At 59.6% G+C, this 15,789-nt stretch carries 15 protein-coding genes; 1 reads left to right on the top strand and 14 read right to left on the bottom strand.

Annotation, left to right across the window (positions count from 1 at the left end):
• Window positions 1-13: 13 nt before the first annotated feature.
• The 3 genes from ACQZ6D_RS08660 to ampC all read right to left on the bottom strand — a co-directional run bounded on the left by ACQZ6D_RS08660 (window position 14) and on the right by ampC (window position 3,762).
• Window positions 14-1,522 (bottom strand): ABC transporter substrate-binding protein, encoded by a 1,509-nt coding sequence (locus tag ACQZ6D_RS08660; RefSeq protein ID WP_019566419.1) that lies wholly within the window; start codon window positions 1,520-1,522, stop codon window positions 14-16.
• 78 nt (window positions 1,523-1,600) lie between these two features.
• Window positions 1,601-2,413 (bottom strand): FadR/GntR family transcriptional regulator, encoded by an 813-nt coding sequence (locus ACQZ6D_RS08665; RefSeq protein WP_019566420.1) that lies wholly within the window; start codon window positions 2,411-2,413, stop codon window positions 1,601-1,603.
• Window positions 2,414-2,604: 191 nt separating this feature from the next.
• Window positions 2,605-3,762, bottom strand: a complete 1,158-nt coding sequence (ampC, locus tag ACQZ6D_RS08670; protein WP_112154427.1) for a class C beta-lactamase — start codon at window positions 3,760-3,762, stop codon at window positions 2,605-2,607.
• A gap of 133 nt (window positions 3,763-3,895) precedes the next feature.
• Here ampC and ACQZ6D_RS08675 point away from each other — a divergent pair, with 133 nt between their 5' ends.
• The gene (locus ACQZ6D_RS08675; RefSeq protein WP_019566422.1) at window positions 3,896-4,786 is read left to right on the top strand and encodes a LysR substrate-binding domain-containing protein; all 891 of its coding nucleotides are present in this window, start codon (window positions 3,896-3,898) and stop codon (window positions 4,784-4,786) included.
• Here the strand turns inward: ACQZ6D_RS08675 and chrA are convergent.
• The 11 genes from chrA to ACQZ6D_RS08730 all read right to left on the bottom strand — a co-directional run bounded on the left by chrA (window position 4,781) and on the right by ACQZ6D_RS08730 (window position 15,613).
• Window positions 4,781-6,010: a chromate efflux transporter gene (gene chrA, locus ACQZ6D_RS08680; RefSeq protein WP_019566423.1), complete on the bottom strand. Its 1,230-nt coding sequence runs from the start codon at window positions 6,008-6,010 to the stop codon at window positions 4,781-4,783. The two genes, ACQZ6D_RS08675 and chrA, sit on opposite strands and share 6 nt — an antisense overlap.
• Before the next feature lie 171 nt (window positions 6,011-6,181).
• A complete protein-coding gene (locus ACQZ6D_RS08685; protein WP_019566424.1) occupies window positions 6,182-7,408 on the bottom strand; it encodes a DUF1501 domain-containing protein in 1,227 nt (408 codons plus the stop codon).
• A 2-nt stretch (window positions 7,409-7,410) separates the two neighbouring features.
• Entirely contained in the window at window positions 7,411-8,928 is a 1,518-nt protein-coding gene (locus tag ACQZ6D_RS08690; protein WP_448730280.1) for a DUF1800 domain-containing protein, read from the bottom strand.
• Between the two features lie 76 nt (window positions 8,929-9,004).
• The gene (locus ACQZ6D_RS08695; RefSeq protein ID WP_003517770.1) at window positions 9,005-9,454 is read right to left on the bottom strand and encodes a periplasmic heavy metal sensor; all 450 of its coding nucleotides are present in this window, start codon (window positions 9,452-9,454) and stop codon (window positions 9,005-9,007) included.
• Window positions 9,451-9,864, bottom strand: a complete 414-nt coding sequence (locus ACQZ6D_RS08700) for a hypothetical protein (protein ID WP_448730279.1) — start codon at window positions 9,862-9,864, stop codon at window positions 9,451-9,453. The genes ACQZ6D_RS08695 and ACQZ6D_RS08700 overlap by 4 nt, the downstream gene beginning before the upstream one ends.
• Before the next feature lie 20 nt (window positions 9,865-9,884).
• Window positions 9,885-10,430 (bottom strand): RNA polymerase sigma factor, encoded by a 546-nt coding sequence (locus ACQZ6D_RS08705; RefSeq protein ID WP_019566427.1) that lies wholly within the window; start codon window positions 10,428-10,430, stop codon window positions 9,885-9,887.
• Window positions 10,431-10,628: 198 nt separating this feature from the next.
• On the bottom strand, window positions 10,629-11,387 hold the full coding sequence (locus ACQZ6D_RS08710; RefSeq protein ID WP_038493729.1) for an aspartate/glutamate racemase family protein: 759 nt from the start codon (window positions 11,385-11,387) through the stop codon (window positions 10,629-10,631).
• Window positions 11,388-11,401: 14 nt separating this feature from the next.
• Window positions 11,402-12,217: an ABC transporter permease gene (locus tag ACQZ6D_RS08715; protein WP_003517782.1), complete on the bottom strand. Its 816-nt coding sequence runs from the start codon at window positions 12,215-12,217 to the stop codon at window positions 11,402-11,404.
• Window positions 12,218-12,220: 3 nt separating this feature from the next.
• Window positions 12,221-13,132, bottom strand: coding sequence for an ABC transporter permease (locus ACQZ6D_RS08720; protein ID WP_019566429.1), 912 nt, complete (start codon window positions 13,130-13,132; stop codon window positions 12,221-12,223).
• A 75-nt stretch (window positions 13,133-13,207) separates the two neighbouring features.
• Window positions 13,208-14,497 carry an ABC transporter substrate-binding protein gene (locus ACQZ6D_RS08725; RefSeq protein ID WP_003517786.1) on the bottom strand — a complete coding sequence of 430 codons (1,290 nt, stop codon included), beginning with the start codon at window positions 14,495-14,497 and terminating at the stop codon, window positions 13,208-13,210.
• A gap of 30 nt (window positions 14,498-14,527) precedes the next feature.
• Window positions 14,528-15,613, bottom strand: a complete 1,086-nt coding sequence (locus tag ACQZ6D_RS08730) for an ABC transporter ATP-binding protein (protein ID WP_019566430.1) — start codon at window positions 15,611-15,613, stop codon at window positions 14,528-14,530.
• Window positions 15,614-15,789 lie beyond the last annotated feature (176 nt).

Below are 15,789 nucleotides of genomic sequence, written 5' to 3' on the forward strand. Positions count from 1 at the left end.
GGATTTGAAGCGCTTAGTCCTTGCTGACGCCGAGAAGGCGGATCATGCCATCAGGCGAAGGCTCCCAGCCCTTGACCTTCTTGGAAATGGCATAGGCATAGGGCTGGTGGCCGAGATAGATGATCGGCATGTCGTCGTTTAGGATGACGCTTGCCGCATCGTATTTCTCCTTGCGGACCGCATCTTCAGTCGAGGCGCGTGCTTCGTTCAGCAGCTTGTCGACTTCAGGATTACAATATTTCACATCGTTGATGCCGCCCTTGCAGGTGACGAACTGGTGAAGATTGCCATCGGGATCGATACGACCAGACCAGTCAGAACGGCTGAGCTGATAGTTGCCGGCGGTCTGTTCGGAAAGAAGCGTCGCAAATTCGGTGGCCTTCAGCGTCACGTTGAAGCCAGCCTCCGCCACCATGGACTGGATCACCTGCATCATCTGCGTCTGCGTGGTGTTGTTGGCGTGCTGAAGTTCGATATCGAGCTTCTCGTAGCCAGCCTCCTTCATCAGCTGCTTGGCTTTGTCGATGTCGCGGGGCGGCACCGGCAGGTTCTGGTTGAACCATGGGCTTGTCGGCGGGAATGACTGATTGCCGGCCTTGGACGTACCCTCAAACACGATCTGGCCGATCGCTTCGCGGTCAATCGCATAAGAGAAGGCCTGACGCAGGCGCTTGTCCTTGCCGAGCGGATTGTCAGCGCGCGCGCCGTTGTTGATGTTGACATACATGGCCATGTAGCCCGGACCGATCACATCCGCATAGGTCAATTTGGGGTCATTCTTGACGGATTCCGCATCGGACGCCGAGATACGTTCGGCAATGTCGAGATCGCCAGAGCGGAGGTTTGCAAGCTTCACAGTGGTATCGGGAATTGGCAGGTAGACGATCTTGTCGACCTTGATCTTGTCCTTGTCCCAATAATCCGCGAATTTTTCGAGGACGATACGGTCCTGCTGGATGCGCTCGACGAATTTGAACGGTCCGGCGCAAACCGGCTTGGAGCCGAAATTCGCGCCCAGCTCCTTGGCGGCCTTCGGCGCGACGATCATGCCCGCGCGATCTGAAAGCTGGGCAAGCAGCGTGACATCGGGCGTCTTCAGCGTGAACTTGACTTCCAGCGGCCCGGTGGCCTCAACCTTTTCAACCGAGGACAACTCGCTCTTACGGCGGGATTCCGGAAGGGTCATGTTGCGCTCGATGGTGGCGACGACGGCGGCCGCATCCAGCGTCTCGCCGTCGTGGAACTTCACGCCGTCGCGAATTTTCATCGTCAGCACCTTGCCACCCTCGGACCAGGCCCATTCGGTGGCAAGCTGGGGAACGATCTTCATGTCCTGCGAGATATCCACCAGCTTGTCGCACATGGAGGTGTAGACGATACGGCCGACGAAGGTGCGCGATTGCGCGGGATCAAGCACGTCCGCGTCATCGTTGAGGCCGATGCGCAATTCGGAAGACATGGCTGGTGCGGTCAGAAACGCGCTTGCCAACAGCGCCGCAGTCAGTGTGTAGATTTTCTTCATGTTCGATCCTCTGGTCTGGTTTTCTTTGACTTTTATCATTGGCCGGCCCCGAAGGACCGGCGGGTTTACGTCCGCGGCCTAAGAGGCCGGGGTAAGCGGATTGTCGGCTTCGTTGATGCTCTTCGCCGCACGGTCTTCCGCAGCGCTCTCCTCCTGAAACCCGAGCGAAGTGGCGCGGATCAATCGTTCCTGATGCATGAGAAGGTGCTGGCGCATCGCCTCTCCGGCACGCGCCGGATCGCGATTGGCAATGGCATCGACGATGGCGACATGCTGTTCGAAAGACGCCTTGCCATTCGTGCCACTGCGCCGGGCGAGTTCGCGTATCGACTGCCAGGCATCGTCCTGGCGAATACGGTTCACGACATCGAAGATCGACAGGAACAGTTTGTTGCCAGCACTCTGGGCTATCTGGCGGTGGAGCGAGCCGTCCCACAATTCCTTGGCATCGGCATCCGTGCTTTCGCCGGTCTTCTTGACGAGCGCGCGCATGCGCTCTACCTCGGCGGGCTTGGCGCGCATGGCTGCAAGCTGCGCCAGTTGCGGTTCGATGCGCAGGCGGACTTCCATGATTTCCATGATATCGGTGCTGGCGACCATTTCGGTAACCTGGGTGGACCAATCGTCCGGCTTTTCACCCACAAAGGTTCCGGCCCCCTGGCGACGCCAGATAAGACCCTCGGCCTCCAGAACCTCCAGAGCACGGCGGATTGACCGGCGGCCGACATTGAAGGTCTCGGCAAATGCCCGCTCCGTCGGCAGACGGCCGTCATTCGAGAGATTCTTCGTCTGAATATACTCGCGAAGCTTCGCCAGCGCGTAGTTTGAATTGTCGTTAGGGTTTGTCGCCAAGCCGCACCACTTGTGTGAACCAATCGAACATTGGTTCATTTGGTGAGAAATTTCGGCAGACGTCAAGCCCATTTTTGAGCCTTGATTACAAGCGCTCAAAATATGGGCATACGCCGATTTTCAGGGTCGGGAATGCATGTTTTCAAGGCAAGGATGACAATGCAGGCGAGCAAATGAATTACGACCGAAATGCCACCCTTGTCCTGTACGCGTTTACGCCAGCATTGACATCATTCGGAGCTTTTGAGTCCGTTCAAAATCTCGTAAGCCACGGCAACACGATCCTCATTGGGATAGTTTTTATTGGCCAGAATGACGATACCGAGTTTCTGCTCCGGTATGAACGCCACATAGGCTCCGAAACCGTTGGTGGAGCCGGTCTTGTTGATGAAGACATCGCCACGTGGCTTCATCGGCGGCGAAATTTCCGATACCGGCACCGTCTTGAGCAAGGCGCCGGAGTTCGTTTCGATCAGTGTTTTCAGCGCGGCTGGGTAGGCATATTGCTCCCAGATCATATCCTGCGTCATCGCGCCAACGCTGAAATATCCCGCATGAGTGTTGGCGATCGCCTGCTGGAGTTTTCCGTCCAGCTTTTCCAGCCCCATATTCGCATTGACGAAACGGATCATGTCGGTCGCCGTCGATCTGACCCCGTAAGCCTCCGATGAGAGAATGGCTGGCGTCATGCGGGCCGGTTCGCCGGTTCTCTTATAACCCTGCGCATAATCGGCCATCTTTGCCTTGGGCACCATGGTGAAGGTGCTCTTCAATCCAAGCGCCGGAAACAGTACGTCCTGCATAGCGCTGTCATAGCTTTGGCCCATGGCCTTTGCGGTGACGTATCCGAGCATTCCGATGCTGGGATTGGCGTAGGTTCTGTGCGTTCCCGCCTTGTATGCAGGCTTCCAGGCCTTGAGATAGGCCAAAAGCTGCGGCTCCGTCTTGACATTGTCCGGCACCTGCAACGGAAAGCCGCCGGCGGTGTGGGTGCCAAGATGCATCAGCGTGACATCGCCAAACGGTTTGCCCTTCATGGAGGGAAGATAGTCTTCGACCTTGCCAGATAGTGACAGTTTGCCCTGCGTCTCCGCATAGGTACTGAGCGTGACCGTGAATGTCTTGCTGATGGAACCCAGCTCGAAAAGCGTCTGCGGGGTAACCGGCTGGCCCGTAGTTTTGGACATGACACCGTAGGTGAAGACGTGGTTTTCGCCATCGACACTGATGCCAACGGCCAGACCCGGAATACCGTTCTTCTCCATCACCGGCTTGATCGCTGCATCCGTTATCGCTTTCAGCCTGGCATCATCAGCGGCAAAAGCCTGCGTGAACAGGCTCGTCGAGATCAATGTGGCCAATGCAATATGTCTGCGATTAAGTTTCATCTTTCGCGTTCTCCAAAACCTCAAGTGGATTTTCGGCGCCTGCGCCGTCCCCAGCGAAAGACGTTTAACCGCCCTACATTGCACGAACAAATCATGATATCTCGGACGAGGCATAACAAAATCTAGGTCTTGAATGGTTCGGCAATTTCTTCCACTGAACGGCTTGAGGGCATTTGAGGCATCAGCGCGGCACCTCAGTTTCACCCGCGCGGCCATAGAACTCTGCGTGACGCAGGCGGCTGTGAGCCAACAGGTGAAGGGCCTCGAAAAACGACTGGGGGTTTCCCTTTTTCAACGGCTTCCAAGAGGCCTGAAAATCACCGCGGAAGGCGAAGCCCTGCTACCGACGGTCACCAGCTCTTTCGACCAGATGGCGATCACGCTCGACAGGATCGAAGCCGGTCAGGTGCGCGAACTGCTGTTTCTGGGCGTCGTGGGAACCTTTGCCGTGGGCTGGCTGCTGCCGCGGCTGAGGGAATTTCAAAAGCGGCACCCGTTCATCGACGTGCGCGTTTCCACCAACAACAACCGCGTGGACATGGCCGCCGAAGGCCTGGATTTCGCCATTCGATTCGGCCAGGGCTCTTGGCATGGCACGGATGCATTCCGGCTTTTCGAGGCGCCCCTTTCGCCTCTCTGTACGCCGAAACTGGCGGAGACACTGAAATCCCCCGCTGATCTCGCGGACGCCACGCTGTTGCGCAGCTACAGGTCTGACGAATGGGCCACGTGGTTTGCCGCGGCTGGCGTGACGCCGGTTGCGCAGGTGAATGCCGGCATCGTTTTCGATACCTCGCTCGGCATGATGGAGGCCGCATTGCAAGGGCTCGGCGTGGCGCTCGCCCCGCCATCGATGTTCTCGCGGCATCTTGCATCCGGGACTATCGTGCAGCCCTTCCCCGTCACCATATCGCTTGGCAGCTACTGGCTGACGAGGCTGCAATCAAAGCCGCCGACACCAGCCATGCAGGCCTTCTCGGACTGGATGTTTACCAATATCGGTCCTGCGCAAGACGGTCTATGACAGGGCGAGCAGAACGCCACCAATCGCGCAGATGACCACCACGATCCATGGCGGCGTCTTCCACACCGTCAACAGGATGAAACCCGTCAGCGCAAGTGCAAAATCCTTCGGCATGAATATGGCGCTTGTCCACACCGGATCATAAAGCGCGGCCCCGAGAATGCCAACGACGGCGGCATTTGCGCCGCGCATGGCAGCCTGCGCCAGAAGGTGCTTGCGAAACCCCTCCCAGAAGGGCAGCGCACCGACGAGCAGTAGCATGCCCGGCAGAAAGATCGCGACAAGCGCAATGGCTGCTCCCGCAATACCGTTCGGCTGCGGCCCCACCACAGCGCCGAGGTAGGCCGCGAAGGTGAACAGCGGGCCGGGAACGGCCTGGGTTGCACCGTAACCGGCGATAAACGCATCTTCCGTCACCCAGCCCGTGGAAACCACTGCCGATTGGAGCAACGGCAGCACCACATGGCCGCCACCAAAGACAAGGGCGCCGGCACGATAGAACGCATCGAACAATGAGAGGCCTTGCGAGCCGGCCATCGCCGCGAAGACCGGCAGGAAGGCCAGCAGGAGCGCGAAAGTGGCAAGCGCAATGTATCCGACACTTTTCGGCACCCGGAATGCGAGATGGGATGCCTGACGCGCGGCCTCGCTGCGGCAGAAGCAAAGCCCCGCAATGGCACCCAAGGCAAGCGCCAGAATCTGGCCAAAAGCCCCCGCGACAAACACGACGCAGATGATGCCGACGAGCGCGATGCTGGCACGCTGTCTATCTGGGGCAAGGCTCTTTGCCATGCCCCAGACGGCCTGCGCCACCACGGCGACCGCAACGATCTTGAGGCCATGCAACAGGCCGGTACCGACCGGCCCTTCTATCGACGCGGCGACCATGGCGAAGAGAAGCAGGAGGATAGCGGATGGCAGGGTGAAGGCCGTCCAGGCCGCCAGCGCACCGAGCGGCCCTGCCCGCAGCAACCCAAGGGCAAAACCGACCTGGCTGGAGGCCGGCCCCGGTAAGAACTGGCAGAGCGCCACGAGATCGGCATAACCCGCCTCATCGATCCATTTACGCCGCAAGACCAGCTCATCGCGAAAATAACCGAGATGGGCGATGGGACCGCCGAAGGAGGTGACCCCGAGCTTCAGGAACGCCGTAAAAACTTCGCCGGGCGTGCCGCTTCGAGGGGTGGCCGCTTCAGTGCGGATGGTTTGCGTTGACGACTTCACGAAAAAGCTCCCTGAGCGTGCAACGGCTGTTCGTCTACACAATGTCCGTATCAAAAACGATATCGATATCAGACACTATTATGACAGGGATATGAAGAGGCGGAAGCGCATCCTCGATGAACGGGATCGTTCGACGCGCTCCATATCTTCGTTTTTACGTCATTTCGAGCCTCAGACGATCAGTCCCTTCATGGGCCGGATGGCCTCCGAACCGGGAAAGACCGCCTTGTCGAGCATGGCAGCGCTTGCGCCGAGATGATCGACCGCGAGGCCCTTGATGATCGCGCGAATATCCGTCGTGGGGGCAAGGTCCCGCCCATCCCGCAACTGCGCGAGCTTGAGGCCGGGCCAATCGGCGATGACACGCCCGCCACGGATGCTGCCGCCGGCGAGAAAGGCCGTTGTTGCCGTTCCGTGGTCAGTTCCTTCCGTACCGTTGATACGGGCGGTGCGGCCAAATTCCGTGGCGACCAATATAGCCGTATCCTTCCAGACCGGCCCCAGCTCCTGCTCGAAGGCGGCAAGCGCATTGTCCAGCCCGCTCAACAATTTTGAAAGACGCTCGACCTCATGGGCATGGGTGTCCCAACCCTCGAAGGCCAGCGCCGCAACGCGCGGCCCTTCCGGGTGCGCAATCAGCCGTGCTGCACCGCGCGCCATCTGCTCCATGCCAACGGGATCACCCGGACCACCGCGCGCCTTGATATCGACGCCGGAGGCGATCCTGCCGGTTTCGATGCCCTCGGCAAGCAATGCCGCCAGCATCGGGTCCGTCTGGCCGTAGAGATCGGCAAGGCGCGGAGCGAGATCGCCATCGGCGGGTTTGAGAACGGATGGCGCCCATCCCAATATCGGTGCCTTGCCGCGAATGACAAGCGGAGCGCTGGCGCCAATGGCAAGGCCGCTCACCCGCTGCCCGGCCGCAGCTGGATTGATGGTTTCACCCGCCGGCAACTGTTCGAGCAGACGGTTCAGCCAACCCGTCTCGACATGGCCGGGGGTCGGAAAACCCGATTCCAGCACATCCTGGCCATCAAAATGCGAACGGTCACGATAACCGGTAGCGCTGGCATGGACCACCGCTGCCTCGCCCTTCCGGTACAGCCGCTGGAAATTGCGAAGGGATGGATGGAGCGCAAAGAAACCATCCAGCGCTAGGGCTGGATTGTCGCCTTCAGTGCGCATGGCGATCTGTTGCCTTAGCGCCTCATAGTCGGGGTCGCCGACGGGCGGCACGGCGGTCAGCCCGTCGAGCGCGCCGCGCAGGATGATGGTGACGAAACGTGGGTCGCGCCCGCCGGCAGCAAAAGCAAAACGCGGCATGAAGGCCCAGGCAAAAAGCGCGCCGCCTGTGCCAAGAAGAGCGCGGCGGGTGGGGGAAAGATGTTCACACAGCATGGTCAACGCCTCTGGAATTCGGGGGAAAGGAAAGCAATCGTCAGTCCCTGCGGTTTGCTCTCAGCCCGCTGCACGGCCTTTTTCGTCTCCTCGGACAAAAGCGGCCCCAGCCGGTCTGCGACGAAGTCGCGCGGATCGATTGAACCCGCAACCTGATGGGCGAACAGACTGGCGGCATCGATACGCGTCGCCAGGCCCTCGGAAGAACCCCAGCTATCGGTGACATCGGCAAAACCGTTCGGTCCGGAGGGGTTCCACAGCGGCTGTCCCAACGCGTTGAGCACGGAAATTACCTGCTCGGGTTTTGGCACTATTCCACTCGCCCTGATGACGGTCGTCACGAAATCTAACGGGGGTCTGAGCTTGGTCAGCGCCGGGCTCCAAGACTGTTCAGCCTCGATCAGCGCCATATAGGTGGCAGAAAGATCGCCGTGGCTCTTGGTGTAGGCGGCGGCAAGTTTCGCCACCAGCTCCGGCGGTGGCTGGTCGCTGATGAAGTGACGTACGAGCTTGTAAGCGAGATGGCTGGCCGTCGCCGGATGATGCGCGAGATCTCGCAGCGCCCGCCGCCCCTGCTCTACCCCCGCTTCACCATAGGTGATGCCCATCACGGCATGGTCGCCGGGTTCATGGTTGTTGGCGTTGAAGGAAAATCGGCCAAGCGGACCCGGACGCTTCTCGTCGCGATAGACGCTCCAGCCGGTGATGATGCGGGCAAGTGCTGTAACATCGGCCTGACTATAGCCGCCATCCACCCCGAGCGTATGCAGTTCCATGATTTCGCGCGCGAGGTTTTCGTTGAGCCCGCGCTTGCCGTTCCTGTTGGCCTGCGAATTCGGTCCGATCGATTGCTGATTGTCGAGAAAATACAGCATGGCGGGATGGGTCTCGACTGCGACCAGCATATCCTCGAAATTGCCGAAGACATGCGGACGGATCGCCTCACGCTCGAAAGCGCCGGCGAGAATGTGCACATCACCGCCCTTGCCGGTGGCAACCGCGAAGTGATTGGCCCAGAACATTGCCAACCGCTCGCCAAGACCGATCAGCGGCTGGCGTATCGTGCCGTTGAAGCGGGCGTCCGCCTCCGCAAGCAGTATCTGCTGGGGAAAATAGGGGCGCTTGGTGGCCGGCACGTCCGGCTTCTTGTCCTGTGAAGCACTGGCAGGCGGCACCATGCCCGCATTGTCCATAGCGTTTGCGGCAATTGCCATTGCCGGCGATGGTGGGCTCATGGCCCCTGCGGTCGCACCCGCGGCGCCGGTGGTGGCCGCGACGGCAAGGACAGCAGGTTTTTCACGCTCGGCCTTGATCTCCTTGTTATACGCCATCAGCGATATCAGAAGATCGGCGCTGGAATGAAGCTGTGCGCCGACAGGAATTGGTGTGGCGCGTTCGGTAATTTCCAGCCGCAACAGATCGCGTGGGTCGTCTTTGATCGCCTGGATATCGCCTTCACGCGCGCCGAGACCGAAACGCCACAGACAGAGTGCTGCATCCAATTCCCTGGAATTTGACATGGCCGATACGAACTCCGTTTCGTTATCGACCTTTCAACGGGCGCCAGGGCCAAAATCCGTCGCTGTTGAAATGTGATTATTTCGTGGCCGGTTTCGGCGCCTCACGGGCGAGCAAGCCTTCCGCCAGCCGGCGCCGCGCCTCTAGCGACAATGTGCGGGCGAACTCCACGGCCTGCATCTCGGTTGCGGCGCGGACCTCATATTCCGCCTTGCGGGCACGCTCAAGCGCTGCGGACAATGCCTCCGGGTCAAGCGTTTCTGCCCCCATCAGGGACGCCGCCTCGATACGCGCCTGGCGCGCCTCGGCGGAGGTTTCCCGCATGGTCCTGCGTGCATCGCTAAGGCTGCGCCGGAAGGCCTCCCTTTCGGTCTTTGGCAATTGTTCGCCCGCAAGCGGCATGCGGGCAGCGGCAGCGGCCGGGTCGTTCCGCAGATAAACGAACCCTGCGCCGGCAAGCGCGCAGACAAGAAACGTATTCGCGACGAGAAGGACAACGACTATCCAGCGGAAATTCTGATCGCTCATTTCGTCTCCTCGGTCATTTCGTTTTCGGTTTGCAGGTTTCCGAACGCGGTCAACGTATCGCCCAATGTCAGGGCGGGCGGTGGCGTGAGGTTGATGACGGCAACCGCTCCCGTCAGCGCGCCCGCAAGGCTGATGCCGATCATGCCCGCACCCAGCCCGTACCGGACGATCCATCTGCGTCTGGTGGTCTGCGCCTTTGCCTGCGCCATGATCTTCGCGTTGAGCATGGCCGAAGGGTCGCGAAGACGATATGCCGACAGTATAAAATCGAGAGGTGCCGCCTGCGCAATCAGGCGCCTGCCGTCTGCCGTCTCCGCATAAGCCATGGCCTCCAGCCGCCGGTCTTCCGGCCAGCGTTGTGGATCGGCACCATAGGCAGCCACAAGATCGGAAAAAACCTTGTTATCCATGAGCGTCTTCTTCGCCCCGTTCATTGGTCGCCCTCATTCAAAATCGCATGGAGTGCCCGGCGGCCACGCGCCAGAAGGCTTTCCAGTGCGTCCACACTGACATGCATGACATCAGCCGCCTCGCGGTTCGACATCTCCTGATAATAGACCAGAACGATCGCCTCCCTTTGTCGCGCGGGTATGGCCTGCAAGGCGCGCGCCACGGCACCGCTCTCGTCACCATCATATGGCAGGGCGGCATCGGGCAGCACACTGCCGTCAATCTGTTCGGGCGGCTCAGCAACCGATATTTCCCGGCGCTTTCGCAACCGGTCGTAACAGAGGTTCAGCGCCACCCGGTGGATCCATGTGTCGAATTTCGCACGCCCCTGCCGCCACGTGCCTGCATGTTTCCATATCCGCAGGAAGGTCTCCTGCGCGATGTCTTCCGCCTCTGCCGGATCACCCAGCATACGCGTGGCAAGCGCCATGATCCTCGGCAGTTTGGCCGTCACCAGAGCCTGCATCGCGCGGACATCTCCCGCAGCGACATCCGCCACCAAATCTGCATCCGGATCGCTTACCATGTATCGGGCTTTGTCTCCGTACTGTCCTGTCGGACACGGGCGAAATCCATGCGGAATGACGGCGGCTTCAGTGAGGATGTCCCGCACCTTGCCACTTTAACGCAGACCCGCGCAAAATCCGTCGCCGATTTCTGGGAAATATTCGCGTGCATTTTACGGCAGACCGCGTCACCGCCCGAACACATTGGAACGGCTGTTTCAACCGTCCACAGATACCCCGGCAAGCCTGTCCGGCCCGAACGCTTCAAGCAATCCGCGATAGGGCTTGGCGAGTGGCGTGGCGTAGGCGCCGCGCTTGGCGGTCGAAAGCCCCATCGATACCAGCGATTCTGCCTGTTTCACCGCCGCAGCGACGCCATCGATAACAGGCACGCCGAATTCGCTGCGCAACTCGGCGGTCAGATCCGCCATACCGGCGCAGCCAAGCACAATCGCTTCGGCGCGATCTTGACGCAGGGCCAGTGAAATCTCCTCCCGCAGCCTCTCCCTGGCATTTGATGCCGGATCTTCCAGCGACAGGACGGGAATATCGGCGGCACGCACATTGCAGCGGGCAGACATGCCATAACGGTGAACGAGATGTTCGAGCGGCAGCCGCGAACGCTCCATCGTCGTAACGATCGTAAACCTCTGCGCGATGAATGCCGTGGCTGAAACCGCCGCTTCGCAAATCCCAATTACGGGTATGTCGGCGAGCGCGCGGGCCGCATCGAGCCCGGTGTCGTCGAAACAGGCGATGACGGCTGCCCTGGCACCAAGCGTCGGCGCCTTGGCAAGCTCGAGCAGCAGGCCGGGTACCGCGAAAACCTCATCGTAATATCCTTCGATGGAGACAGGCCCCATGGAAGAGGTCACTGCCAGGATTTCCGTATCGCAACTGGCCGCCCGCGTCGCCGCGTCGGCGATCGTCGCTGTCATGGATTGCGTCGTATTCGGATTAATGACGAGGATGCGCATGTTCTGTTTTTTCATCAACGCGAATGGCGACGGTTCAGAGTAACGATCAGGCCAAGCGTGGCCGCAATAACCAGGAAGGAGAAAAGGGTAGTGACGGCTCCGAGCGCGTAAAGCACTGGCGTCGTGACGTTGGTGGTCATGCCGTAGATTTCCAGCGGCAGGGTGTTGTAGGTGCCTGACGTCATCAGCGTACGGGCAAATTCGTCATAGGAAAGCGTAAAGCCGAACAGGCCGACGCCTATCAGGCTCGGTGCAATCATCGGCAGCACCACATGGGCAAACGTCTGCCAGGCGGATGCCCCGAGATCGCGGGCGGCTTCTTCATAGGATGGAGAAAAACGGTTGAAAACCGCCAACATGATGAGCACGCCGAATGGCAGCGTCCAGGTCAGATGCGCGCCAAATGCTGATGTATACCATGAAGGTTCCAGCCCAAGTTGTTGGAAAAGAACGCCGATACCGAGTGATATGATGATCGATGGCACCACGAGGCTTGCGACGGAAAGATAGAATAGCGGCGTCGCGCCGATGAATTTGCGCCGGAAAGCGAGACCCGCCAAAAGCGAGACGAGCACCGTGACGACCATGACCATGACGCCAAGCCCGAAGGAACGGCGGAACGAGCCGCCAAAATCGCCGACCGCCTGCTGTTCGAAAAGATTGCCGAACCAGTGCAGCGAAACACCGTTGAGTGGAAAGGTCAGTCCGCCATTCGGCCCCTGAAAGGCCAGGATGAGGATTGCCGACAGCGGGCCGTAGAGGAACAGCACGAAGAGCAGAAAAAAGAAGGCGAGGACATAGAATTCACGGCCGCGTTTTTCCGAATGCATGGGTCACAGCTCCTTGCGGATATCGACGATGCGCAGGATGCCCGCGACCATCAGAAGAACGAGGATGAGCAGGATGACGGCATTTGCGGCCGCCGCGGGATATTGCAGCAGCGACATCTGGTTCTTCATCATCAGTGCCACCGACGCGCTCTGCCCGCCGGACATCACCTGAACCGTGGAGAAATCGGCCATGACAAGCGTCACGACAAAGATGCTGCCGATCGCCATGCCAGGTTTGGCAAGCGGAATGATAACGTTCCAGAGGGTCTGCCAGCCAGTGGCCCCGGCATCGCGCGCCGCTTCGATCAGCGATTTGTCGATGCGCATCAGCGTGTTGAAGATGGGTGTGACCATGAAAAGCGTATAAAGATGCACCATGGCCAGCACCACGGCAAAATCCGAATAGAGCAGCCATTCGATTGGCGCAGGTACGATGCCGGCGCTGACCAGCGCGCTGTTGACCAGACCGTTGCGCCCGAGAACGGGAATCCAGGAAATCATGCGGATGATGTTCGACGTCAGGAAAGGCACGGTGCAGACGAGGAACAGAACCATCTGCATGGTGGTGGTGCGGATATGAAAAGCGAGGAAATAAGCGACCCAGAAACCGCAGAACAGCGTGATCGCCCAGACGATGGCGGCGAATTTCAGCGTGTTGATATATGTTTGCCACGTGACCCAGGAACCAAGCGTCTCGGTATAGTTGAAGGTCACGAAACCCGGATACATCTGGGCAAAATCATAATCCCAGAAACTGACGACGGCGATCATGACGATCGGTAAAAGCAGGAAAAAGCCGAGGATCAGGAAAAGCGGTGTGGCCTGAATATAGGACACAAGCTTCTGCGGCAGGGCGAAGCTGCGGGACGGCTTGTCCTTTTTTTCGCTCACGCCGATGAATCTGACTGTCACCAAGGCTTTTCTCCTGCTGGCTGCCTGTGAAAGAGAGGCCGCGTCGGCGCGGCCTCATGTCTGCGAAAGGTGAGAAGATCAGGCCGCGATGAACTCGTTCCAGCGACGAACCATGTAGCGGTCCTCGTCCATGACGGAGTTCCAGCAGGCGACCTTGCCCATGCGCTCCTGGAACGAACCGCCGTCGCGCACTGCACCGGCCTTTTCCATGACCTTGCCATCAGGCGCGATGATATCGCCCTGCGCGGGCTTGCCTTCGACCCAGTAACCCCACTCGTCGGCCGACATATGTTCCTTGGCCGTATCCATGGCGGCGGAGTAATAGCCCTGACGATTGAGGTAGGCGCCGACCCAGCCGGACGTGTACCAGTTGATATACTCGTAAGCCGCATCCAGCTTGGCACCGGAGAGGTGCTTGGCAAGGCCAAGGCCGCCGCCCCACGAGCGATAACCTTCCTTGAGCGGCTGGTATTTGCAGGCGATGCCCTTGGAGCGAACGGCGGCGACGGCGGGCGACCACATGGACTGGATCACGACTTCACCCGACGCCATGAGGTTGACGCTTTCATCGAAGCTCTTCCAGAAGGCACGGAACTGGCCGTCCTTCTTGGCCTTGATGAGGAAGTCGATGGTCTTGTCGATCTCCTCCTTCGTCATGTTGCCCTTGTCGGCATATTTGATGTTGCCCATGGCTTCCATGATCATCGCCGCATCCATGATGCCGATGGAGGGGATGTTGAGGATAGAGGCCTTGCCCTTGAACTTGGGGTCCATGATATCGGCCCAGCTGGTGATATCGCGGCCGACGAGATCGGGGCGAATGCCGAGCGTATCGGCATTGTAGATGGTCGGAACCATGGTGAAATAATCGGTTTCGCTTTTCGCAAACTTCTTGTCGCCGGGCTTTTCGACGAAACCGACCGTGTGCGGGGCGGTACCCTGGGCCACGACGCTATCGGGCGTCAGCTTGCCGTTTTTGAACAGCGGAACGATCTTGTCGTAATATTTCAGCTTCTTGATTTCCATCGGCTGAATGACACCCGCCGGGTAGACCTTCTTCAGGATCCAGTATTCGATGTCGGCGATATCGTAGGAGTTCGGCTGGGTCACGGCGCGCTGCGCGGCCGCATCCGAATCCGTCGCCGTCATCTCCAGCGTGATACCGAGATCAGCCTTGCACTTTTCGGCAATCGCATTGAGGTTCGAAACACCCGTGCCGAACTGGCGGATCGTGATCGGGTTCTGCGCCCATATGGTCGGGAAACCGGTGACAAGGCCGGAGCCGATGGCCGCGCCTGTTGCCGCGGCACCTGCCTTTAGAAGGCCGCGGCGGGACAGGCCCTTGTTGCTGTTGGAGTTGTCGGTCATTTCAAAGTTCTCCTCTGGTTATTTTTGGGGTCACTTCTCTACCCGGCCGAGCACGATGGCATCGGCCGCATTCCATGAAAGCGGTATGGCGTCGCCGGTCTTTACCGGCTTTTCGAAGAAGGCGACGTCGCTGAGGATGGCGTTGAAATCCTCAATGCCCGCGCCGGTCACGGCGATCTTCACGCTTGCACCGCGATATTCGACATTCGAGACGATGCCGGTAAAACCGAAACCGGGTTGATCCGCCTCGCCGACGCGCACACGGTCGGTACGAACGGCGATATCGACCGCGCCGTCATCCGGGGCAACGCCGCCCGCCGTGAAGGTGCCGCCGCCTGCAACCTCCAGCGTGACGAGATCGCCGTTCTTTTCCTTGAACCGGCCGGAAATGACATTGTGATCGCCCATGAAGCGGGCGACGAAAGCGGTGGCCGGGCGCTCAAACAACTCGCGCGGTGTCGCTGCCTGCTCGATGCGGCCGTCATTCATGACGACGATGACGTCGGCCAGCGCCATTGCCTCTTCCTGACTGTGTGTGACGTGAACAAAGGTGATGCCGAGCGAGGTTTGCAGCTTCTTCAGCTCGGCCCGCATACGGATCTTGAGGAAAGGATCGAGTGCCGAAAGCGGCTCATCCAGCAGCAACGCCTCGGGGTCGGTGATAAGCGCGCGAGCCAACGCCACGCGCTGCTGCTGCCCGCCGGAAAGCTGGGCCGGGCGCCGGGTGGCATAGGGTTCGAGCTGCATCAGCCGCAGCATCTCCAGCGCCTTGGCGCGGCGCGCTTCCTTGTCCACCCCCTTCATCTTGAGGCTGAAGGCAACGTTGTCGACGAGATCGAGATGAGGAAACAGCGCATAGGACTGGAACATCATTGCCGTGCCGCGTTTGGCGGGCGGCAGATCGGTGACGACCACATTACCAAGCCTGACATCGCCGCTTGAAATGCTTTCGTGGCCGGCGATCATTCGCAGTGTCGAGGTCTTGCCGCAGCCCGAAGGACCAAGCAGGCAGCAGTAACTTCCTGCCGGTATCTTGAGGCTTATGGCATGCACCGCGGTGGTGTTGCCATAAATCTTGGAAACGGAAGCGATGTCGATTGCTGCGGCTTTGCTCATGAACACTCTCCTGCGACGTCTTTGTCATGCAGGAGCCGTGCCAATCGGCTTTGCCATTGATATAAAAAGGGAATTTCGATGTGCCCACCGGTCCCGTCACCGGCCTGCTCAAATTTACATCGATTGTTTTCGATTTGGTGCGGAAATTGTATGCGATCTGAGCGACCGACAGCGAA

Source organism: Agrobacterium sp. 22-3639C2, assembly GCF_053522105.1.